Here is a 20,538-nt window from a genome sequence, read left to right as displayed (position 1 = left end):
GCGGCCCGCCCCCCCCGGCGCGCGCGGCGCCCCGCGCGGGGGCGCCCCCCCGCCCCCCCGCGCCCCCCCCCGCCCCCCGGCCCGGGCTGCCCGTCCGCGCGGGCCGGGCGTGGCCCCCGGCCGGGCCGACGCGCGGGACGCTGCGTCGGCTCGCTGCGTCCTGGCGGGCGCGCCGCCGCCCGGCGGCGGGGGAGCGGGCCGGCCGGCCGCATGCCGCGTAGCCGTCTCACGGGCACCGCGGTGCAGGGGGAAGGGCGACCCGCACCGTCCGGGCCGCGACGGGGACGTTCGGGCCGTCGACGGTCAGGCTCGGGGCGCGCTCGGTGTGCGCGTGGGGCACTTGGGTGACCTCGCCCCACCCTCCGCTGCCCGGGTAGCTGCACACGTACACCGCTCCGTCCCTCCCGGTGTGCGCCATGTACAGCTTGTCCTTGAACACGGCCAGGGCCGGGGGCGTAGTCGCTGGCGTAGTAGACGATCTGTCCGGGTTCGGACCAGGTGCCGTTGTCGAGCACGCTCCACATGGCGGCGCGGTCGCCGGGGCGGATGTACGCGGCGTGGAGTGTGCCGGCGTACGAGGTGAGTGCGGGGGGCGAGGCGCTGGTCCAGCCCAGAGCGACGGGTGCGCTCGCCGGCTGCTCTGGTCGGCCTCCCAGGCGGCGACGTGCAGGCCCAGGTGCGTGCCGGCCTGCCCGTCGAAGACCACCCGGTCGGCTCCGCCGAACGAGCGGGTGTCGCCCTTCCTGATCGAGCCGAACGTGCCGGACTTGTAGGTGCGGGCCTTGTGCTTGTCGGAGGCGGCCGCGACAGTCCAGTAGATCTCGTCCTTGCCGCCCCACTGGTCGCCCACCGCCCACCGCCCACCGCCCGCCGGACGTAGAAGCTGTCGAACTCCACCTTGGCCCGGTAGCCGGGCACGGGCTTGCCCCGCTCCTCCGGGGGTACCGGCGGGCGGTTGAACACGGTCGCTCCGTACCCGAACTCGGTGAGCCCCTCGGTGAACTCCGCGGTGTCGATCGGCCGCCCGGCCGCGAGCGTGGCGGGATCCACGATCGCCGCGTTGGGCAGCGTGACCGCCTCATGCCCGATGGCCCGCAGGCCCGCGTTGAAATCGGCGAGCGTGTACCCCGACGTCAGCGGCCTGGAGGTGAGGGAGGCCGGCACGATGCCCAGCGCCCCCAGGTCCGCCACCGCCGACCGGTATTCCTGCCCGGACGCGTGCACGTCCGCCTGCGGCATCAGATCGCCCAAGGCCTTGAGCAGCACCCGCTCCAGATCGGTCGGGGCCTTCCCCAGCCGGGACCGTTCCGCGGCGTGCAGCGCCGCTCCGACGAGCACGCCCCTGCTCCCGCCCTTGCCGCAGGCCCCGCATGAACCGGTTCTCGCTCGCGGCCGTCGGGCCGCGCAGCATGCTCCTCAGCCGCGCGGTGCCCTCCGTCGACGCGACTTCCTCCACGGTCATACCCGCTCCTCACCCACGGCCCTCGGCGACGACCAGGTGCGGCCGTCACCCCTTCCGGAGCATCGCTATGCAGCGTGTGCACATATATGCGGTAGGTCATGTGATTGGCTGGATGTCGCGCCTCGGTGACTGAGTCCGAGATAAGCGGGAAGTCCCTCCGGGTCCGCCTCGGTCCGCCTCGGCTGGCGTCACGCCTACGGCGATCACCCGCGTCCCGCACCGCGCCCGCCCGGCACCGGGCCGCGGCTGACGTGCCGTGCGGGGGCCGCGTTCGTAGCCTGAAGGGGTACCCGGTACCCGGCACCTGTCCGGCAGCCGGCGTACGCGGCGGAGGTGGTCCCATGGGAAGGCGCTGGGCTGCACGTCTGTCACTGGCCTCGGGCCTGGCGGCGCTCGTGGTGCTGGTGGTCTTCGGAGGGCTCGTGAATCTCCTGCTCCTGGGGGTGGCGTGGGCGGGACTGGCACTCACGGCGGCGGGCGGCTGGTGGATGCTCGCCCACACCGGCCGCACCAGGGCGCTGGCCACGCTGTTGGTGATCGCCGTGCCGCTCGCCGTCCTGGTCCTGTACGCGGCCGCCGGGCTGCTGTGGGTCGTGCTGCTCTCGCTGGCCCTGTGGGTACTGGCCGTCTCCGCGGGCAGGGCCGCGCTCGCCGACGACGCCGCGCCGGGCATGCCGGAGCGTTCCGTCATCAGGGCCGAGCGACCCTTCTTGATCATGAATCCGTGCTCGGGCGGCGGAAAGGTCGAAAGGTTCCGCCTGGCGGAGCGGGCCAGGAACCTGGGTGCCGAGGTCGCCGTGCTGGATCCGGACGAACACCAGGACGCGGCCGAACTGGCCCGGCGGGCCGTCGAAGGCGGAGCCGACCTGCTGGGCGTCGCGGGCGGCGACGGTACCCAGGCCCTGGTCGCCGCCGTTGCCGTGGAGTACGACGTCCCGTTCATGGTGATCAGTGCCGGCACGCGCAACCACTTCGCCATGGACCTGGGCCTGGACCGCCACGATCCTTCCCGGTGCCTCGAGGCACTGACCGACGGCGTCGAACTGCGCGTCGACCTCGGCTACATCCGCGGGGGAGACCCGGCGGACCCGGGCCCGGAATGCGTCTTCGTCAACGGCGCCTCGTTCGGGGTGTACGCGGAGGTCGTGCAGAGTCCCGCCTACCGCGACGACAAGTCCCGCACCATCCTGAAAATGCTGCCGGCGCTGCTGACCCACCACAGCGGCTCGCGGCTGGACGTCCGTGCGGATTCCGTGACCCTGGACGGGCCCCAGGCCGTGCTGGTGAGCAACAACCCCTATCAGCGGGGGGACCCGGCAGGGCTGGGGCACCGGGAGCGGTTGGACTCCGGCGAGCTGGGCGTGCTGAGCGTCGACGTCGCGAACGCCGCCGAGGCGGCGGAGCTCATGCTGCGCGGCGGGCAGGGCCGCGGCCTGACCACCGTCACCGCGCGCGAGGTCGTCGTCGACGCCGATGCCCCCGCCATCCCGGTCGGCGTCGACGGCGAGGCCCTGATGCTGGCCGTCCCGGTGCGCTGCCGCATCGCGTCCGGCGCTCTGCGCGTGCGCGTGCCCCGGCACCGCCCCGGCGTGCCGCGTGCCGCGCGCCCGATGGACTGGCGCCGGGTGCGGCAGCTGGCACTGACCATGGGGAGGGCCGCGGCGGGACACGGCGCCGCCTGAGCGGACAGGAGCCGGGCGACGGCAGCGGACCTGACGTCGAGCGGTGGGCGTCCACGTCTCGGCGGGAGCGGCACCCTAGGGAGAGGAGAGGACCCCCTGGCCGTCGTACCGCGTGGTCACCGGCCGGTCGTCCGCGCACCGGCCCTCGACCGGCGGGCCACGAGCTTGCCCAGTTCCCACACGAGCAGGAGCGCGCAGGCGGCCAGCAGCGCCCAGCCGAACTGCCGCGCATCGATCTCGGTCGTCCCGAGGACGCGCTGGAAGCCGTCCAGTTGGGTCACCAGCACGGAGAGCACGAACTGGGCCAGGGCGACCCAGTTCATCTGCTTGCTGTCGAACGTGGACGGCGTCAGCACGGATTCCGTCTCGCTGCGGCATTCGAAGGCGGCCACGACCAGGCAGAGCGAGAAGGCCGTGAACGCGATCGACTGGCCGACCGCGACGCTGTCGTAGCGGGCTTCTCCGAGCTTGATCAGCCCGAGCAGGAGGACGGTGATCGCCAGCCCGCCCAGCCCGACGGTGACCAGTACGGGCCGGGTGAGCACCGATTCCCCGCGCGGACGCGGCCTGCGCCGCATGAGTCCCGCGCTCTCCCGGTCGAAGCCGAGCGCGAAGCCGAACGAGGCGTTGACGACGAAGTGGATCCACAGCACCTGCGGTGGGGTGAACGGCTCACCGGCGGCGATGTTGAAGACGGTCGCTCCGAGGAACGTCAGCACGAACGTGACCAGCAGGAGCAGGACGAACCGGATGTACTTGGTGAGGTTGTCGTAGATCGTCCGGCCCTGCTCCACGGCGTAGACGATGGTGGCGAAGTTGTCGTCGGAGAGGATCATGCGCCCGGCGTTCTTCGCCACGTCCGTGCCGCTGCCCATGGCGATGCCGATGTCGGCGGCCTTGATGGCGGGGGCGTCGTTGACGCCGTCCCCGGTCATCGCCACGACCTCGCCCTTCTTCTTGAGCGTGTTCGCGAGCAGCACTTTGTGCTCGGGGGCGACCCGCCCCACCACGCCGATCCCCTCGATGCGGGCGAGCTGCTCCTCCTCGCTCATGGCGGCGAAATCGGCGCCGAGAAGGGCCTCGCCGGGGATGCCGATCTGCCGGGCGATCGCCGCCCCGGTGGTGACGTCGTCCCCGGTCACCAGGCGGACCCTGATGTGCGCAGCCTGCGCCTCGGCCACGGCGGCCCTTGCCTCTTCCCGGGGCGGATCGACCATGCCGACGAGGCTGGTCATCCGCAGGTCGGTGACGTACGCGAGCAGGTCGCCGTCGGGATCGAAGCCGGCCGGGTCCAGCTCACGGGTGGCCGCGGCCATGACCCTGCGCCCCTCGCCGCCCATCCGCTCGCTCGCGGCCTCGGCGCGGCCGAGCAGACCGGCGTCCCACGGGACGCTTTCGCCCGCCGCGAGCGCGGTGGCCGCCCGCGCCATCACCGCCGGGCCCGCTCCTTTGACGAAGCAGCGTACGACCTGCCGCCCGGAGGCATCGGCCGCGGCGTGGAAGGTGGCCATCAGCTTGTACTCGGGGTCGAACGGGAGGGTGGCGAGCCGGGGCAGGGCGTCCCTGGTGGCGTCGGTGTCCAGGCCCGCCTTGTGCGCGAGCACCAGCAACGCGCCCTCGGTGGGGTCGCCCACCACCTCGCCGTCCACCAGCTTGGCGTCGCTGGCCATCACGTACGGGAGGATCGCGTCCTCGATGCCCGTGGCGGAGCCGGCGGTGTGGTGGATCTTCCCTTCGAGCCCGTAGCCCGTGCCCGACACGGTGTACCGGTCGGTGGGGCTCAGTACCTCGACGGCGGTCATCTGGTTCATCGTGAGGGTGCCGGTCTTGTCCGAGTTGATCGCCGACGTGAACGCCAGCGTCTCGACGGACGGCAGCTCTTTGACGATGGCGTTCCGCTTCGCCAGGTTGAGGCTGCCGACGGACAGGATCGCCTGGGTCACGGTCGGCAGGGCCTCGGGGATGGCGGCGATGGCCAGCGAGACCGCGCTGACGAACAGGACGTCCCAGGCCTGGTCCCGCTGGCGTCCCAGCGCGAACATCACGATCATGGTGAGGCCCGCCGCCCCCGTGATCCACAGGGTCAGCCGGTCCAGCTCCTTGGTGAGCGGCGGCACCTCCTTCTCGGTGGCCGACAGCATCCCGGAGATCTTGCCGAGCTCGGTCTCCGCGCCGGTCGCGGTGACGATCATGAGGCCGCTTCCGTGGGTGACCGGGGTGTTCATGAAGGCCATGTTGGTCTGGTCGCCGGGCGACAGCCGGCTGCCCGGCAGCGGCCCGGTCTCCTTCGCCGCGGGAACGCTCTCGCCGGTGAGCGCCGACTCGTCGATCTGCAGGGCGCTGGCCTGGACGAGACGTCCGTCCGCCGGCACCTGGTCCCCGGCGGAGACGAGCACGACGTCGCCGACGACGAGCTGTTCGGCGGGGATCTCGGCCTCCCTGCGGTCCCTGCGCACCCGCGCCGTCGCCTTCATCATCGACTTCAGCGCGTTCATCGCGCTCTCGGCCTTGCCCTCCTGCCGCAGGCCCACGACGGCGTTGAGCAGCGTCAGGGCGAGCAGCAGGATCGCGGTGGTCCACTCCTGGATGACCAGAGAGACGACCGCCGCGACCAGAAGGACGATCTGCATGTAACTGCGGTACTGCGCGAGGAACCGGTGCCAGGCCGGGATCCGCTGCTCGTCGGGCAGCGCGTTCGGGCCGTGCACGGTCAGGAGTTCGGCGGCCCGCGCCGCGGACAGGCCGGCCTCGGGATCGACGCCGAAGGACGCCACGACCTCCTCGGGAGAGCGCGCGTACCAGCCCTCCCCCGCAGCCCGGGGCTGTTCTCCCACAGAATCCGACCGCACCGTCATGGTTGTGCCTCCGATCCGGGGCCGCGGACGCATCCGGGCCGGTCGCGCGCCGCCCGAGGGTTGCTAGCCACGGTTCTTCTCGGGCTTGCCGCGGTGCCCACGCTTCTTCTCGGGCTTGCCGCGGTGCCCGCCGGTCCGGCTCGTCGATGGATGCCGGTCGGCGTACGGATCGGCCGGGGCCCCGGCCGGGGCCTCCCGCTCCAGCCCCCGTTTGGTGACGAGGAGGTCCTTCCGGGCCTCGACCCCCACGTCGGGGAACCGCGGATCGATCTCGATCAGGGTGTGCGCCAGCACCGCCGCCGCGCAGATCCGTGCGAACCACTTCCGGTCCGCCGGCACGACGTACCACGGCGCCCACTTCGTACTGGTGGCCGACAGCATCTCGGAGAACGCGAGCTGGTAGTCGTCCCACCGGCGCCGCTCCCGGACGTCGGCCGCGGAGAACTTCCAGTTCTTCTCCGGCAGGTCGATCCGCTTGAGGAAGCGGGTGCGCTGTTCCTCCTTCGACAGGTTCAGGAAGATCTTCACCACCTTGAACCCGTTGTCCGTGAGATAGCGCTCCCAGCGGTTGATCTCCCGGTAGCGCCGGTCCCAGACGCCCGGCCCGATGGAGCCCTGCGGCAGCTTCTGCCGCACGAGGTTCTCCGGGTGGACCCGCACGACGAGGACCTCCTCGTAGTGCGAGCGGTTGAAGAGGGCGATCTCGCCGCGGGCGGGCAGTCGCTGGGCGTAACGCCACAAGTAGTCGTGGTCGAGTTCCTCGGAGGAGGGCACCTTGAAGCTGCTGACCCGTACGCCCTGGGGATTGACGCCGCTCATCACGTGGCGGATCGTCCCGTCCTTGCCGCCGGCGTCGAGTGCCTGGAGGCAGAACACCACGCCGTACGTGTCCTGGGCGGCCAGCCGCTCCTGGTACTCGGCGAGCAACGACACCCCGGCCCGCAGCAGCTCCGCCCCGTCCCGCTTCTTCAGACCGGCCTTGTAGCGGGGATCGAAGTCCCGTTCCAGGTCCACCTTCGACCCCGGTCGCACCCGTAGCGGCCCGATGAAGTCCGCGATGCGTTTCGCCCGCTCGTCCGACATCACCCGTCACCCCTTCTCCGGTCCTGGTGGGTACGGGAAGTGAGGTCCGCGCCCGCTCCACCAGGTTCTGGACGGGCGGGTACGCGTTCGCGTGCGTCCCGCCGCGCCAGTCGGGGGACGGCTCGCACGACGCCGCCCGCTCGCACGACGCCGCCCACGGGCCGTGTCGCGCGCCGCACGGGCCGGGGCGGCCCATCGGACGGCACGGGGGCGAGCGGCAGGCCGTCCGCCAGACCGTGGCACCACACATCACGGCATCGCGCCAGGATGTCCCTCGCGCTCATTCTCAGGTAGACCCGGCAAGATCGCTCCCTGAGCCGTGGCAGACGCGCGCACGCGTACGAGGAGCGGCAGGTGCCCACAGTGTCGCCCGGGACCGCCGCTGCGTCGAGGTCGCGAGCCTTCTGCTCGCCGGGCAGCGCGAGCAGCAGCTCGCCGCCGGGCAGGGCGATCTTGTTGGCGCCGATCTGGGTGCCCTTGGTGCTTGCCAGGTAGCCGTCCACCCTTTCCGCAGGCTCCTGGCCTGGGCGGTGTCCAGGCCGGCGCTCGCGGCCTGCGCCGCGAAGATGCTTGCGAAGACGCGTCGCGCACCGAGCGCAGACAGGCCACGTATGAAAGGGAGTTGGCCGGTGCCCCGCTATCCCGACGGCCTGCCGACCGTCAACTATGGGCGTGTACGCATCATCGTGGAGCGGGGGCTTCGTGACGGGTGCACAGACGGTCAGCGTCCGCGCGCGGGACGGTTTCGAGTCGTGGGCGGGCATGGTCGGCGACCTCGTGATGCCGGTCTCCATCACCAGCCCGTACGTCGAGCGCTTCCGCGGCACGGCGACGGCGCTTGACCTCACCCATACCGAGCTGTCCGGGTTCGCCTTCTCACCGATGTCCGCCCGGCGCGGCGCGGGGCACATCCGGCGCGCGGACCCGGAGAACTACTTCCTCTTCCTCGTCCACGGCAGCCCGGTCGGCCTGGAGCAGAACCGCAGCAACGCCCTGCTCCGCGCCGGTGACATGGCGCTCTTCGACTCCTCGCACCCGTTGAGCTGCGAGTTCCTCGACGAGGGCCGGTTCTCCCGCGTCTCCCTGCTGCGGGTGCCCCGGAGCACCCTGCCGCTGTCCCCGGACCGCGCCGACCGGCTCCTCGGCACCCGGCTCGCCACTGGCACCGTCTCGGGCGCCCTGCTCGCCTCGTACCTGACCGGGCTGCGCACCCACGCCGAGCGCTCCGACCCCGCCGAGCTGTCCCGCCTCGGCTCCGTCGGCCTCGATCTGTGCGCCGCCTACCTCGCCGTGCAGTCCGGCGGCCCGGGCGCGCTGCCCGCCGAGACCCGTCGCCGGGTCCTGCTGGCCAGGATCCGGGCCTTCGTCGACCACAACCTGCCCGACCTGCGGCTCGGCCCGGACACCATCGCCGCCCACCACCACATCTCCGTACGGCTGCTCCATGCACTGTTCCGCGACGAGCCGGAGACCGTCGCCGCTACGATCCGCAGGCTCCGCCTCGAACGCAGCCGGGCCGACCTGGTCGACCCGCGGCTCGGCCACTCCAGGGTCGGCGAGATCGCGGCGCGCTGGGGCTTCCGCCACCCGGCGGACTTCAGCCGGGCCTTCCGCCGCGCGTACGGCATGCCGCCCAGCGACTACCGCCGCCTGGCGCTGCCGGGCGGCCCCGGACGGACCGGGGGACCGGCATCGGCACGCGCCGATGCCGGGCCCTCGTGCGGGGATTCAACTACGAGACCGAGCCGATGACGCGGGTGCCGCGGGCGGCGGGGCGAACAGTGACCGGGAGTCCTGGACAGCGCCGGGGGTGTTGGTTCCCACCGTGGCCGGAACCTTGCTCACGTCGACCACGCCGTTGCTCTGGACCCACTTCGGCGTCTTCGGGACCGCGGTGCCCGATCCGGTGAAGCCGCCGGCAGGCAGCTCGTGGAAGCCCGACCACACGGACCCGCCGCGCCACTCGTCGAACTCTTCATCCCACACGTACCCGTTCGAGGTGACCCCGTAGTAGCCGGGTCCGCAGGGGATGTTCCAGTACAGGGAGAAGTCGCCCTTCGCCTCCGTGGAATTGTTGAACCGCCAGTCGGTCGGGAAGCAGACGGTCCACTCCATCCCGTTCCACTTCCAGATCTGCTCGAGCGAAGCCATCCACCCGGCCGGGACGTCACGCTCCCAGCCGCAGCGCACCAGGTGATCGAAGTCCTTCGTCCAGGAGTACACCGTCGACTTCGAGAATCCGCCGCCATTGCCGTGGCTGACCTCGGAACGTCCTTCCGTGCACACGGGCGTGTCCGAGATCTCGGGGATCTCCACGTACGTGATCTGCTTCTCGTACACGTAGTGCGCCTGCGCTGCGGTCGATGTCGCCACCAGCGACACTCCGGCAACAGCCAGCACGCCGGCCGCCCGTAACCCAGTTTTGATCTTCACGTTCCAGGTCCCCCTCGTGAGGTGCTGCGATCGATGCCTCACTATGGGCCGGGCCCGGCCCGAGGGTCCTCGGCTTGGAGCGCAGACATGCTTGGCATCGCGTGCACGGGCCGAAGCCCGTTCCTCCTCCAGGCAGTGCCGTTCGAGGCTCCGGATCGGCTGACCGCACAGAACGGGTCGGCGCGGGAAGGGGTGAGAGGTACTCGACTCGCAGGAGGAGACCTGAAACGCCGCCCGGCCGCCTTGACAGCCCAAGTGATTAGCCGCCATATTACTTCCATGACGAGGGACGGCACCGACGGCGAGGCGCCCACGCTGGACCAGGCCAGGCGGCAGGTCGAGCACTACGGACTGGAGGTCGACCCGCAGGCGGTGCTGGTCGCGGTGCGGCTGATTTCGGCGGGCGCGAGGGTCGGCCGGGCGGCCGAGGCCCACTTCGCCAGGTTCGGCCTGTCGACGGGGCGCTACCGCCTGCTCGCCGACCTCGAAGACCACGGCGGGGAGAAATCCCCCTCGCGCCTCGCGGTCGACCTCGGTGTCTCCAGGGCCACGGTCACGGGCCTGCTGGACGGCCTCGAGCGCGAAGGCCTGATCGCCCGCCGCCCGTCCACGGAGGACGGCCGGGGCACGGTGGCCGTCCTGACCGCCCGCGGGGCCCAGCGCCTGCGTGACATGGCGTCCGAGCATTTCGGGCGGCTCGAGGCGATGGTGAGCGGGCTTTCCGTCGACGAGCGTGCGGTGTTCCTGGATCTGCTCGCTCGTGTCGTGCGCGGCAGCGAGGCCCTGGCGGCCGACTGATCCGACTCCCGACTCCCGACTCCCGGCGCCCGGCTCCGCGTACTCCGTGCCCTCCGCGCCCACGCGCCCTCCGGGGAGGCCCCTTTTTTTGACGTAATAGTTAGCTGCCTAATTACATTGGCGAAGCAGCCCTGGCACCCCCCGCTGCGCACCTCCGCTTCCCCCACACGAACGAGAAAGAGGCCAGCATGCCCGCAACGAAGGACAGAACCAGCCGAAACCGAGCAGCGCCCCGGCCGCCCCGGCCGCCCCGGCCGTTCAGCCTGTGGCGCGAGGTACTGACCGCCTACGTCGCCCCCGCGCTGATGGCCGGCGCCGGCGGAGTCGTCACCGGCCAGCGGGATCTGACCGTGGCCGCCTGCACCTCCATCGCCGGCACCTCCGCCGTGGTGGCCTTCCTGGTCGGCGTCTGGCTCCAGCACGGCGGGCAGCCCCGACGGTGGACCACCACCACGCCGCGCGTCGTCCTGACCGCCGCGCTCGTCATCACCGCCGCCGGCGCGGCGGCCCTGATGGGATGGTTCGCCGCCTCCTGGCTACCCGCCCATACCCCCGTCCCCGCCACCCCCTGGCTGGAGCGCCTGCGCATCGACCTGCCCGTCTCCGCGGCCCTCGCCGCCGTCATCGTCACCCTGCGCTGGCGCGGCGCCGTCACGGCATCCCCGGCCCGGCACGATCCGAAAGAGACGGCCTAGCCTCACCCGCCCCACGAGCCCGAGCCCGACCGGGCCCACCCCGGCGGCGCCCGCCGCCGGGAAGTCACCAAGGAATGAGCACACGATGATCGTTGTCATGGGAGCGACCGGAGCAACCGGGAACGCCCTGCTCCACAGCCTCCTCGCACTCGGCACCCCCGTCCGCGCACTGACCCGCACCCCGCACAGGCCGATCCCCGGCATCACCGGCGCGCACCAACCGCCCGTCGAGGTCCAGTACGCCGACGCCACCGACCCCCACTCCCTGCGCACCGCCTTCAAGGGCGCCGGCCAGCTCTTCCTCGCCATGGCCAACAGCCCCGCGCAGGTCGAACTCGAAACCCGCGTCATCGACATCGCCGCTCACGCCGGCATCGGGCACATCGTCAAGATCTCCGCGCCCGCCGCCGAACCCGACTCCCCGGTCGCCATCTCCCGCGGACACCACGCCATCGAGGAACACCTGCGCGCCAGCGGCCTCACCCACACCATCCTGCGCCCCTACGCGTTCACGCAGAACCTCCTGCGCCTGGCCCCCACCGTCGCCCAGGGCGTCATCCTCGGCACGACGGGCGACGCGCCCTGCAACTACATCGACTGCCGCGACATCGGCGACGTCGCCGCCGCCGCCCTCACCAGGCCCGGCATCGCCGGCGGCACCTACACCCTGACCGGACCCGAAGCCGTTTCCTACCCCACGCTCGCCTCACGACTGTCCACCCTGGCCGGCCATCAGATCCGCTATGTCAACCTCACTCCGGACGAACTGCGCGACCACCTCATCCGCAACGCCCACATGCCCACCTGGCTCGCCGACCACGTGACGGAGATCCAGCGGCTCTCCCTCACCCGACCCGAAACCCCCACCACCACCGTCGTCGACATCCTCGGCCGCCCGCCCCGCACCCTCGACGCCTTCCTCCACGAACACCGCGCCCACTTCCGCCGGTAGGACGCCGCCCCGAGCCCGGTCGCGACCCGGCGAACCGTCCCGCCGCACACGGCGGATGACCAGTCATCGGCCCGGCGGTGGGAGCCGGGGGGTGGTCCACGCACGAGGGCCGGACCGCCCCCTCCCGGCCGGCGCGAACGATCGCGACGCGCCAACTATCCATCTATGAAGGGGAGTCGATGCGAGGCGGCCTCATGTGCGTGGCCGGAGTGACGCGATGCGCCGTACGGAAGCGGGGGGAACCGTTCACGCATGGATGTGTGTCTTGCGAGTACACAGCAAGACGTGTCCGGGCATGCCCCGGCTCGATCCTCAGGGGGGATCTTGACTTCATCGCACCGCGGACGACTGCGCACCCTGGCCGCCGGGGGCGTACTCGCCCTGGCCGCCGGCGCCTTCTCGGCCGCTCCGAGCACCGCCGCTCCGATCACCGCCGCCCCGCAGCCCCTCGCAGCCGCCTCCGCCCTCGCGGGCCCCGCGGCCGCCCCGGCACAGGAGCCGGAGCCGGACCCCGATGCCGCGCCGCGCCGCGACGGCGGGCACCCGACCGTCGTCGTGCCCGGCCGCGCCACGCCCCTCGCGGGGGCGGCTGCCGCGGCCCCGCCGCGCCATGACGTCGACGGCGACGGCCTCAGCGACATGATCGTCATGGAGTACGACCAGAGCACGGCCGTCTTCCTGTCCTCGATCTCGGACTGGAGCGAGTACGCGGTCTACAAGACCGACCCCGAGGCCTCGTTCAAGGACCTGCTGCCGGTGGGCGACGTGGGCGGCACGACCAAGCCCGAGCTGCTCTCCCTCTCCTTCGACGGCGTCCTCACGCTCTATGAGGCCGGTCTGACGTCCACTTCGGCGCCCCTGTGGTCCGGCGGCGGCTGGCAGAAGTACAACCGCCTCATCGCCACCGGGGACATCACCGGAGACCACCATCCCGACCTGCTGGCCCGCGACCACGCCGGCGACCTGTGGCTCTACACGGGGACGGGAACGGTCAGCAAGCCCTTCAACGCGCGGGCCAAGGTCGGTTCGGGCTGGGGTGTCTACGATCAGCTCGTCGGTGCCAGCGACGTCGACGGCGACGGCATCGGCGACGTCCTCACCCGCACCCTGACCGGCGAGCTGTGGTTCCACAAGGGATCCGGCAGCGCCACCGCCCCGCTCAAGGCCCGCGTCAAGGTGGGCACCGGCTGGAACGCGTACAACGTGATCAGCGGGGTGGACGATGTCGACGGCGACGGCATGAGCGACCTGCTGGCCCGCAACCGCGACGGCTTGCAGTACTACTACAAGTCGATCGGCGGAGGCCGGTTCGCCGCGCCCGCGTACTTCGGCAGTGGCTACGAACGCAACAAGTTCATCGTCGGCGCAGGCACCACGCAGCTCTACGGCAAGGGTCAGAACCTGATGACCCAGACTGACAACACCCTGGTCAAGTACTACGCCCTGGCCAACGGCGGCTACCTGACGCCGCCGACCAACGCCGGCACCGAGACGCCCGGGTCCCGCACCACGTACGCCACCGCACTCAACAGCCACAACCACGCCAGCTACGTGCAGAACATCGGCAGCGACCTGTACATCCGCGGCCAGAAGGTCAGCACGACATGGAACTACAACCTGATGGCCGGCCCCGGCGACCTCACCGGTGACGGCAAGGGCGACCTGCTCAGCCGCGACTCCGCGGGCGTCCTGTGGCTGCACCCCGGCGACGGCGCGGTGTCCACCAAGCTCGGCGCGCGCATCCAGGTCGGCACCGGCTGGAACGCCTACAACGCGCTCGTCGGCGCCGGCGACTACTCCGGCGACGGGCGGCCCGACGTGCTCGCCCGGGACACCTCCGGCAGGCTGTTCCTCTACAAGGGCACGGGGTCGTCCACCGCGCCGTTCGCCGCCCGGGAGCAGGTCGCCACCGGCTGGAACGTGTACGACATGCTGGTCGTGCCGGGTGACATCGACGGCGACAGCAAGGGCGATGTGCTCGCCCGCCTCCCGAACGGCGAAATGTACCTGTACACCTCGACGGGCAACGCCGGCACCGCGACCTTCAGCGCCCGGGTGAAGTTCGGCTCCGGCTGGAACGTGTACAAGAACATGATCTGAGTCCCGCGGCCGCGCGGCGGCCTGTTCGCGCGAGCGAGGGCGCGGGCCCGTCCACCGGCACCAGCCGACGGCCGGGCCCGCGTCCGCCGCGGCCCTCGTCGTGCGGGAGCGCCCCTTGTCCCGCACACGCCAAGTGGCATCATGATCAACATGACTACCGTGGAGTCCTTGACCACCGCCCCCGGCTCGCAGCCCTTCCCGCCCAGCGGCCGTCGTGTGCTCGTCAGCGGCGCGTCGCGGGGACTGGGCCGTGCGCTCGCTCAGGCGTTCGCCGCCAACGGCGATCGGGTAGCCGTGCACTTCGGCTCGCGGCGCGGGGAAGCCGAGAAGACACTCGCTTCCCTCGCGGGTACGGGGCACGTGCTCGCCGGGGGCGACCTGTCGACGCCCGACGGTGCGCAAGCGGTCGCCGAGGAGGCGGCGGCAGGGCTCGGCGGACTGGACGTGCTCGTGAACAACGCCGCTGTGAACCTGCCGCATCCGCTCGCGACCACCTCGTACGAAGAGTGGGCGGCCGCCTGGCAGAGCCATGTGACGGTCAACCTCCTGGCGACGGCCAACCTCAGCCACCTCGCGGCTCGCCGGATGATCGAGCAGGGCGGCGGCGGCCGGATCGTCAACGTCGGCTCGCGCGGGGCCTTCCGCGGCGAGCCCGACCACCCGGCGTACGGGGCGACGAAAGCCGCGGTCCACGCGCTGGGCCAGTCCCTCGCCGTGCACCTTGCCGCGTACGGAATCGGAGTCGCCTCCGTCGCCCCCGGCTTCTTCGAGACCGAGCGGGTCGCGCACCGGCTGAGCGGGGCACAGGGCGAGGCGATCCGCGCCCAGAGCCCCTTCGGACGCGTGGCATCGGCGGACGAGATCGCGGCGGCCGTCCTCTGGCTGGCCTCACCGGCCGCCGAATGGGCTTCGGGGACGGTCCTGGACCTCAACGGGGCCTCGTACCTGCGTACATGAGCCAGCCGTCCGACACGGCGCAGTGCCGTCGCGCTGACGCGCGAACCCTCGCGGCACGGATCGGGCGGGCCTGCTCGGCCGACGGGATCCGGGGCCGGCGCCTCGGGACCGCGGAGGGACGATCAGCTCGGCGGCTACGAGCCACCGCCCATGGAACGGTCCCGCGGAGGGATCACGGACTCGGGTGAAGCCATGCCGCAGGGAGGAGAAGTCCAGCCGGCGGAGAGGTCCTCGGAGGAGGAAAGGGCGAGATGCCCTCAGCATGCGCGAAATTGACCGTGCCGCCGGACAAGGTCACCCCGCCGAAGCCGACCGCACTGCCGGAGAACGTCGCCCCGTCGAAATCGACCTCGCCGTCGGAGAACGTTGCCCCGCCGAAGTCGACCTCGCCAGAGGCGAGAACCGCGTGGCCGAACCGGACCACGCTGCCGGAGAAATCCGCCGCGCTGAAGTGGACCCTGCCGCCGGAGAACGTCGCCCTGGAGAAGCCCACCGTGCCGCGGGAGAACTCCGCCCCGCCGAAGTGGACCGTACCGCCGGAGAACACCGCCGTGCCGAAGCTGACCGTGCCGCCGTAGAACACCGCTCCGCCGAAGCTGACCGTGCCGCCGCAGAACACCGCTCCACCGAAGCTGACCCTGCCGCCGGAGAACTCCGCCCGGCTGAAGTCGACCCGGTCGCCGGAGAACGTCGCCTCGTCGAAGTGCACCGTGCCGCCGGAGAACTCCGCCCGGCGAAAGCCGACCGTGCCGCCGGAGAACTCCGCCCCGTCGAAGCGGACCGTGCCGCCGGAGAACTCCGCCGCGCCGAAGCCGACCGCGGCGCCGGAGAACAGCCCCCCGTCGAAGTGGACCGTGCCGCCGGAGAACACCGCTCCACCGAAGTGGACCGTACCGCCCGAGAACACCGCCCGGCTGAAGTGGACCGTGCTGCTGGAGAACACCGCCCGGCTGAAGTTGACCGTGCCGCCGGAGAACACCGCTCCACCGAAGTGGACCGTACCGCCCGAGAACACCGCCCGGCTGAAGCCGACCGTGCTGCCGGAGAACACCGCCCCGCTGAAATTGACCAGGTCGCCGGAGAACACCGCCCCGTCGAAATGGATCGAACCGCTGGAGAATTCCGCGTCGGAGAAGTCTCCGCCGTCGAAGGTGACATGGGTGAAGTCGAAGTCGTGGCCCTGCCACGTGTGCGCGTCGTCCACGGGCAGCCGGAGGTGGTCGCGAACGAGGCGGATAACGGTGTGCCGGACTTCGCGCAGCGCGAGATAGGCATGCCTGGCTTCCCGTGCTGCTGCCTCGGTGACGTCGGCCTGGGAAGCGACGGTGGGCAGGTCGCTTTCGGCGGTGTAGGGCAGGCGGAGGTAGGCGCACAGGACGTCGATGCAGGTCTGGCGCAGGGCGCGGGTGGGGGCATCGTCGGCGAGGCCCGCGAGGGCGTGGACGCCGCCGAGGCGTACGGCGGGGGAGTGGTCGCCGAGCTGGGTGACCGCGGTGGTGAAGCGTTCGTTGTGCAGGCGGGTCGCGTCGCGCAGGGCGCCGTCCTCGTCGACGCGCTGGCGGCGGTAGGCGACGACCAGGGCTACGAGCGCGCCCGCGCCGGCCACGACCCCGAAGGACAGCTTCACCAGGTCGAAGAGGGTCTTGCTGTCGATGGTGGTCTCGGACTTGAGCCTGCGGGCGCCCAGGAGGTCCCATCCGGTGTAGAAGACACCGGCCGCCCCTAAGAGCGCGGCGGTGAAGGCGAGAACGAGGACGAGACCGACGTTCCAGAGACGGAGGCCGCGCCGTTCGACCGGGCGCCGGGGAAGATGTGGACTCATTCCCTCAAAGACTCACCCGCCCCCACGCCTGGTTGCAGTGCTGCGGGTCCGAGCACGGACGAAGGCCGCCGAGTGACCTGACCGAGCCAGAGGTCTGCGGGCGGCGGCACCGGGTCCTGCCCGTCTTCCGCCGGTCGACCGGCGGAAGACGGGCAGCTTTTAGATGAAGTTCTTGTCGATCAAGAGCTTCAAGACATCGGGGCGGTAGCTGGGGAAGTCCATGGGAACGATGCCGAAGCGGGCTCGCTCAGCCTTCCTGGGCTCCAGGTACGCGTAGACACTCGGGAAGATCTGCTGGGCCCCGTTGAAGGGGTCAGGGATGGGCCCCTTGGCGGTGCTGGTGAAGTTGATGAACATCTTGGAAGCGGTCTGGTCCCACCACGCCGCGTCGAACTGGTCGACGATCGCCTTCCTCTTCTCATCATCCGGAACGTTGTACTTGTCCTGGATTTTGCAGTGGTCGTCCCACTTGAGGACGGTCCAGTCGTGGCTGAAGTCGGTGAGGAGTACGACCTTGCCGCGGGCTTGGCCCAGGGTGGGCCACTCGGGCCTGGTCCAGAAGAGCGGACGGAAATGCATCGACGGATCGTCCAGGTGCCAGTTGAAGCGGCGCCTGAATTCCTCTGCGCCGAGCGCCTGGCCCCCCGCATTCTCATTCTTGATGCGCATGATGATCACTTCGTTCGGATTGCTCCGCAGGAAGTAGTCGCAGTCATTGAGGACATCTTGGAACCGCTTTTTCATGTATACGTTGCCGTGATAGAGGCCCATCTCGTTGGGGGAGCCCTGCAATCCGTTCAAACGGATGTCGAGAAAGCGGATGCCGTTGTTGAGCTGCGTCAGCAGGTCCCAGTCCTGGCACTTGGCGACGAAGATGCCGCTGTTGGCGCAGCTGTTGTGGGTTCCGGGGATCGTCAGCTTCGTGACGGGAAGGCTGCTGGAGAGTTGCCCCATCCAGGACCGGGCGGACCAGCTCGCGGCAGTTGCCGTACTCGGGAGGCCGAGCACGGTGCCGGCGGCCAGGCCGCCGGCTCCGGCTGCCCACTTCAGGACGTTACGACGGGTAGGGCTCATGCCTGTTCTCCGATTCAGGTCGAAACATGGGGAAGAACGCACTCTGACCGCCGTTGCGGGCGCACGGGTCGTGCGGCTCACGGCTCCCAGAGCTGATCAATCGGCGGGACTGGCAATGCGTTTGGGGTCCCGGCCGATGAGTACGGCCACGATGGGATTTCTTGACGGAATCACACATTCCAAATCAGTGGACGGCCTCCGAGGCCTACCGTAAACCGGACCGTTAACGTTTCACTGTCGTCCGCTAACGCTCTTTCATGACCTGGCGAGTGCCTTGCCCCGCCACCGCTGTGCATGCGGCCGAACAGTCCGAAGCCTCGGCGCCCGCGCCGGCCGTTGTGGCGCAGGTGGTGCCGATCGGGGTGGCGGTGTCCGCCCCCTGAGGAGGGATCAGGCTCGGGCCGGGCGGAGTTCGGCAGGCTCCGGCCTTGACGGCTAACGCTGTTAGCCATACGGTGAGGCCGCATACGGCTAACGCTGTTAGCCATGGCGTTCGATCGCACCGGGAGAGGGCCACAGTGAGCACCGGTACAGCCAGCCGTGCCCCGTTCGGCAGTGTCCCGCCCCATCTCCTCCCGGGTGCGGCACAGGCACCCCCGCTTCCGTCCGGGGCATGGGCGGGCGCCGGCAGCGAGGGGCAACCGCGAACCGCCGCCGAGCCCGTGTTCCTCGTCGCGATCGTTCGGACGGCTCGCCGTGGCTGACCGTGCGCGGCAGATCATGGCCGCCGCGCGGGAACTGCTCGACGCCGAAGGGCCGGATGCGTTGTCGATGCGGCGCATCGCCGAGCGCGTTGGCATGCGGGCCCCTTCCCTGTACAAGCACTTTCCCGACAAGGCCGCTGTCGAGGCCGGGCTCCAGGCGCAGGGGATGACGCAACTGGCGGAGGAACTGGAGTCCGCCGAAGCCGAGATCGGCGTAGAACCGCCCCTGCTTGTGCTGGCCCGTGCCTACCGACGGCATGCTCTCGCCAGCCCGCACCTCTACCGCATCACTCATAGTCGGCCGCTCGCGCGCACCTCTCTCCCGGAGGGACTCGAAGACCGCGCGGCGACGCCGCTGGCCCACGCGGTGGACGGAGACATCGACATCGCGCGTTCGTTCTGGGCATTCGCGCACGGCATGGTCGTGCTCGAACTCGAGGGGCGTTTCCCGCCCGGCGCAGACCTCGACGCCGCATGGCGCACCGGCTGTGAGGCGTTCGCCCAGGCCATCCGGCGGAACAAGACCGGGGAAGGCGCCGCGTGACCGCAATCGCCAAGGAGCCTGGTGCCGGCAACCCCGCCGGCGCCGCCGGGTCCACACACGCCGCGGTGCCGTCACCAGCCGCCGTATCACCAGTCACCCTCTGATCCAGGGGGGCAGGAAGCCACGCGGTGCACGCCTCACCGCTCAGATGCCTACCAGCCCCGCTTGTCTGAGACTCCTACGGAGCAACGATGAACATGAACATCGCCTACCTTCCCAGTCCTTCGACCGGGGTCCTGCACCTCGGCCCGGTTCCGTTGAGGGCGTACGCCTTCTGCATCATCCTGGGCGTGTTCGTCGCCGTCTGGCTCGGCAACCGGCGCTGGGTCGCACGGGGAGGGGAGCAGGGCGTCATCGCGGACGTCACGCTGTGGGCAGTGCCGTTCGGTCTCGCGGGCGGGCGCATCTACCACGTGATCACCAGCCCCGACGCGTACTTCGGCGAACACGGCGAGCCGATCCGAGCCCTGTACATGTGGGAGGGCGGGCTCGGCATTTGGGGCGCCATCGCCCTGGGCGGAGTCGGCGCGTGGATCGGCTGCCGTCGCCACCGCATCCCCTTCCCCGCCTACGCGGACGCCGTCGCCCCTGGCATAGCCCTGGCGCAGGCGATCGGCCGTTGGGGCAACTGGTTCAACCAGGAACTCTACGGCCGCCCCACCACCCTCCCCTGGGGCCTGCAGATCGACCGCGCGCACCGTCCGGCCGACATGCTCGACATCACCGCATACCACCCCACCTTCCTCTACGAGTCCCTCTGGAACATCGGCGTCGCCGCACTGGTCCTCTGGGCGGCGCGCCGGTTCACGCTCGGTCACGGAAGGGCCTTCGCCCTGTACGTCGCCGCCTATACGGTCGGCCGGTTCTGGACCGAGTACCTGCGCATCGACGCGTCCCACACGTTCCTCGGCCTGCGCCTGAACGGCTGGACCTCCGTCGTGGTTTTCCTGGGCGCCATCACCTGCCTCGTCATATCGGCGCGCCGCCACCCGGGCATCGAGGACGTGTCGCGCCCCAAGGACGGGGTCAGCAACGAGAGGGTGAGCAAGACAGGAGACAGCGACGACCGGTGACACGTGAGGCTCGCCAAGGACCAGTTCGGGCCAAGAAGCGGTGTGGATGCAAGCTCCACGCATGGCATGTGTTCGATGTCCTCGTGAACCCGCCGGATCGAACGCCGCCTCTGGTTGCACGCGGCGGGGGCAGGGCCGGATTCGAACCGGCGTCATCCCCTCCTGACAAGAGGGCGCGTCTACCTCTGCGCTACCTGCCCCCGTCGCGGCGTGGACAGCCTACGCCGCGCGCTTGCACGAAGCCCCTCCTTATTGACGCCTGCCCGCGCTGAGGCAGGGTGCAGCCCGCGGTGGGGGTCGCAAC

At 70.9% G+C, this 20,538-nt stretch carries 16 protein-coding genes and 1 tRNA gene; 9 read left to right on the top strand and 8 right to left on the bottom strand.

What is annotated here, in order from left to right:
* Nucleotides 1-226: 226 nt before the first annotated feature.
* Complete coding sequence (locus ACWF9Z_RS19125) at nucleotides 227-439, bottom strand: hypothetical protein (protein ID WP_453603534.1); 213 nt, start codon at nucleotides 437-439, stop codon at nucleotides 227-229.
* Nucleotides 440-1,803: 1,364 nt separating this feature from the next.
* Here ACWF9Z_RS19125 and ACWF9Z_RS19120 point away from each other — a divergent pair.
* Nucleotides 1,804-3,144, top strand: coding sequence for a diacylglycerol/lipid kinase family protein (locus ACWF9Z_RS19120; protein ID WP_453603533.1), 1,341 nt, complete (start codon nucleotides 1,804-1,806; stop codon nucleotides 3,142-3,144).
* A 116-nt stretch (nucleotides 3,145-3,260) separates the two neighbouring features.
* Here the strand turns inward: ACWF9Z_RS19120 and ACWF9Z_RS19115 are convergent, their stop codons facing one another.
* From ACWF9Z_RS19115 to ACWF9Z_RS19105, 3 genes are all read right to left on the bottom strand, one after another.
* Nucleotides 3,261-5,999 (bottom strand): cation-translocating P-type ATPase, encoded by a 2,739-nt coding sequence (locus tag ACWF9Z_RS19115; RefSeq protein WP_453603531.1) that lies wholly within the window; start codon nucleotides 5,997-5,999, stop codon nucleotides 3,261-3,263.
* A 63-nt stretch (nucleotides 6,000-6,062) separates the two neighbouring features.
* Nucleotides 6,063-7,082, bottom strand: a complete 1,020-nt coding sequence (locus tag ACWF9Z_RS19110) for a polyphosphate kinase 2 family protein (protein ID WP_453603529.1) — start codon at nucleotides 7,080-7,082, stop codon at nucleotides 6,063-6,065.
* Entirely contained in the window at nucleotides 7,082-7,585 is a 504-nt protein-coding gene (locus ACWF9Z_RS19105) for a hypothetical protein (RefSeq protein ID WP_453603528.1), read from the bottom strand. Before ACWF9Z_RS19105 ends, ACWF9Z_RS19110 begins: the two co-directional genes overlap by 1 nt.
* A 199-nt stretch (nucleotides 7,586-7,784) precedes the next feature.
* On the opposite strand from ACWF9Z_RS19105, the gene ACWF9Z_RS19100 reads away from it, so the two are divergent.
* Nucleotides 7,785-8,834, top strand: coding sequence for a helix-turn-helix domain-containing protein (locus ACWF9Z_RS19100; protein ID WP_453603526.1), 1,050 nt, complete (start codon nucleotides 7,785-7,787; stop codon nucleotides 8,832-8,834).
* Here the strand turns inward: ACWF9Z_RS19100 and ACWF9Z_RS19095 are convergent.
* Entirely contained in the window at nucleotides 8,811-9,515 is a 705-nt protein-coding gene (locus ACWF9Z_RS19095) for a hypothetical protein (RefSeq protein ID WP_453603524.1), read from the bottom strand. The two genes, ACWF9Z_RS19100 and ACWF9Z_RS19095, sit on opposite strands and share 24 nt — an antisense overlap.
* A gap of 279 nt (nucleotides 9,516-9,794) precedes the next feature.
* Here ACWF9Z_RS19095 and ACWF9Z_RS19090 point away from each other — a divergent pair, with 279 nt between their 5' ends.
* The 5 genes from ACWF9Z_RS19090 (at nucleotide 9,795) to ACWF9Z_RS19070 (ending at nucleotide 15,017) form a co-directional block, all read left to right on the top strand.
* Nucleotides 9,795-10,313, top strand: a complete 519-nt coding sequence (locus ACWF9Z_RS19090) for a MarR family winged helix-turn-helix transcriptional regulator (protein WP_453603522.1) — start codon at nucleotides 9,795-9,797, stop codon at nucleotides 10,311-10,313.
* Between the two features lie 188 nt (nucleotides 10,314-10,501).
* Nucleotides 10,502-11,008 (top strand): hypothetical protein, encoded by a 507-nt coding sequence (locus ACWF9Z_RS19085; protein ID WP_453603520.1) that lies wholly within the window; start codon nucleotides 10,502-10,504, stop codon nucleotides 11,006-11,008.
* Nucleotides 11,009-11,093: 85 nt separating this feature from the next.
* Nucleotides 11,094-11,960 carry an SDR family oxidoreductase gene (locus ACWF9Z_RS19080; protein WP_453603519.1) on the top strand — a complete coding sequence of 289 codons (867 nt, stop codon included), beginning with the start codon at nucleotides 11,094-11,096 and terminating at the stop codon, nucleotides 11,958-11,960.
* 324 nt (nucleotides 11,961-12,284) lie between these two features.
* Nucleotides 12,285-14,060, top strand: coding sequence for an FG-GAP repeat domain-containing protein (locus tag ACWF9Z_RS19075; RefSeq protein WP_453603518.1), 1,776 nt, complete (start codon nucleotides 12,285-12,287; stop codon nucleotides 14,058-14,060).
* Between the two features lie 150 nt (nucleotides 14,061-14,210).
* Nucleotides 14,211-15,017, top strand: a complete 807-nt coding sequence (locus tag ACWF9Z_RS19070) for an SDR family NAD(P)-dependent oxidoreductase (protein WP_453603517.1) — start codon at nucleotides 14,211-14,213, stop codon at nucleotides 15,015-15,017.
* A gap of 172 nt (nucleotides 15,018-15,189) precedes the next feature.
* Here ACWF9Z_RS19070 and ACWF9Z_RS19065 read toward each other — a convergent pair whose 3' ends face one another.
* Entirely contained in the window at nucleotides 15,190-16,839 is a 1,650-nt protein-coding gene (locus tag ACWF9Z_RS19065; RefSeq protein WP_453603515.1) for a pentapeptide repeat-containing protein, read from the bottom strand.
* A 159-nt stretch (nucleotides 16,840-16,998) separates the two neighbouring features.
* A complete protein-coding gene (locus tag ACWF9Z_RS19060; protein WP_453603513.1) occupies nucleotides 16,999-17,913 on the bottom strand; it encodes a phosphatidylinositol-specific phospholipase C in 915 nt (304 codons plus the stop codon).
* A gap of 696 nt (nucleotides 17,914-18,609) precedes the next feature.
* On the opposite strand from ACWF9Z_RS19060, the gene ACWF9Z_RS19055 reads away from it, so the two are divergent.
* Both ACWF9Z_RS19055 and lgt read left to right on the top strand, forming a co-directional pair.
* Entirely contained in the window at nucleotides 18,610-19,161 is a 552-nt protein-coding gene (locus ACWF9Z_RS19055; RefSeq protein ID WP_453603511.1) for a TetR/AcrR family transcriptional regulator, read from the top strand.
* Between the two features lie 197 nt (nucleotides 19,162-19,358).
* On the top strand, nucleotides 19,359-20,234 hold the full coding sequence (gene lgt, locus ACWF9Z_RS19050) for a prolipoprotein diacylglyceryl transferase (protein WP_453603539.1): 876 nt from the start codon (nucleotides 19,359-19,361) through the stop codon (nucleotides 20,232-20,234).
* 126 nt (nucleotides 20,235-20,360) lie between these two features.
* On the opposite strand, the gene ACWF9Z_RS19045 is transcribed toward lgt, so the two are convergent.
* Nucleotides 20,361-20,434: transfer RNA gene (locus tag ACWF9Z_RS19045), tRNA-Asp, on the bottom strand.
* Nucleotides 20,435-20,538: the final 104 nt, after the last annotated feature.

The sequence above is a fragment of the Streptomyces sp. NPDC054961 genome (genome assembly GCF_053609145.1).
This window is presented reverse-complemented; position numbering and strand designations above follow the sequence as displayed.

What these genes read in the sequence shown, in the direction of transcription:
- ACWF9Z_RS19120 (WP_453603533.1), top strand. Translation starts at nt 1,804, where the DNA reads ATGGGAAGGCGCTGGGCTGCACGTCTGTCACTGGCCTCGGGCCTGGCG.
- ACWF9Z_RS19115 (WP_453603531.1), bottom strand. Translation starts at nt 5,999, where the DNA reads ATGACGGTGCGGTCGGATTCTGTGGGAGAACAGCCCCGGGCTGCGGGG.
- ACWF9Z_RS19110 (WP_453603529.1), bottom strand. Translation starts at nt 7,082, where the DNA reads ATGTCGGACGAGCGGGCGAAACGCATCGCGGACTTCATCGGGCCGCTA.
- ACWF9Z_RS19090 (WP_453603522.1), top strand. Translation starts at nt 9,795, where the DNA reads ATGACGAGGGACGGCACCGACGGCGAGGCGCCCACGCTGGACCAGGCC.
- ACWF9Z_RS19085 (WP_453603520.1), top strand. Translation starts at nt 10,502, where the DNA reads ATGCCCGCAACGAAGGACAGAACCAGCCGAAACCGAGCAGCGCCCCGG.
- ACWF9Z_RS19080 (WP_453603519.1), top strand. Translation starts at nt 11,094, where the DNA reads ATGATCGTTGTCATGGGAGCGACCGGAGCAACCGGGAACGCCCTGCTC.
- ACWF9Z_RS19070 (WP_453603517.1), top strand. Translation starts at nt 14,211, where the DNA reads ATGACTACCGTGGAGTCCTTGACCACCGCCCCCGGCTCGCAGCCCTTC.
- ACWF9Z_RS19065 (WP_453603515.1), bottom strand. Translation starts at nt 16,839, where the DNA reads ATGAGTCCACATCTTCCCCGGCGCCCGGTCGAACGGCGCGGCCTCCGT.
- ACWF9Z_RS19060 (WP_453603513.1), bottom strand. Translation starts at nt 17,913, where the DNA reads ATGAGCCCTACCCGTCGTAACGTCCTGAAGTGGGCAGCCGGAGCCGGC.
- lgt (WP_453603539.1), top strand. Translation starts at nt 19,359, where the DNA reads ATGAACATCGCCTACCTTCCCAGTCCTTCGACCGGGGTCCTGCACCTC.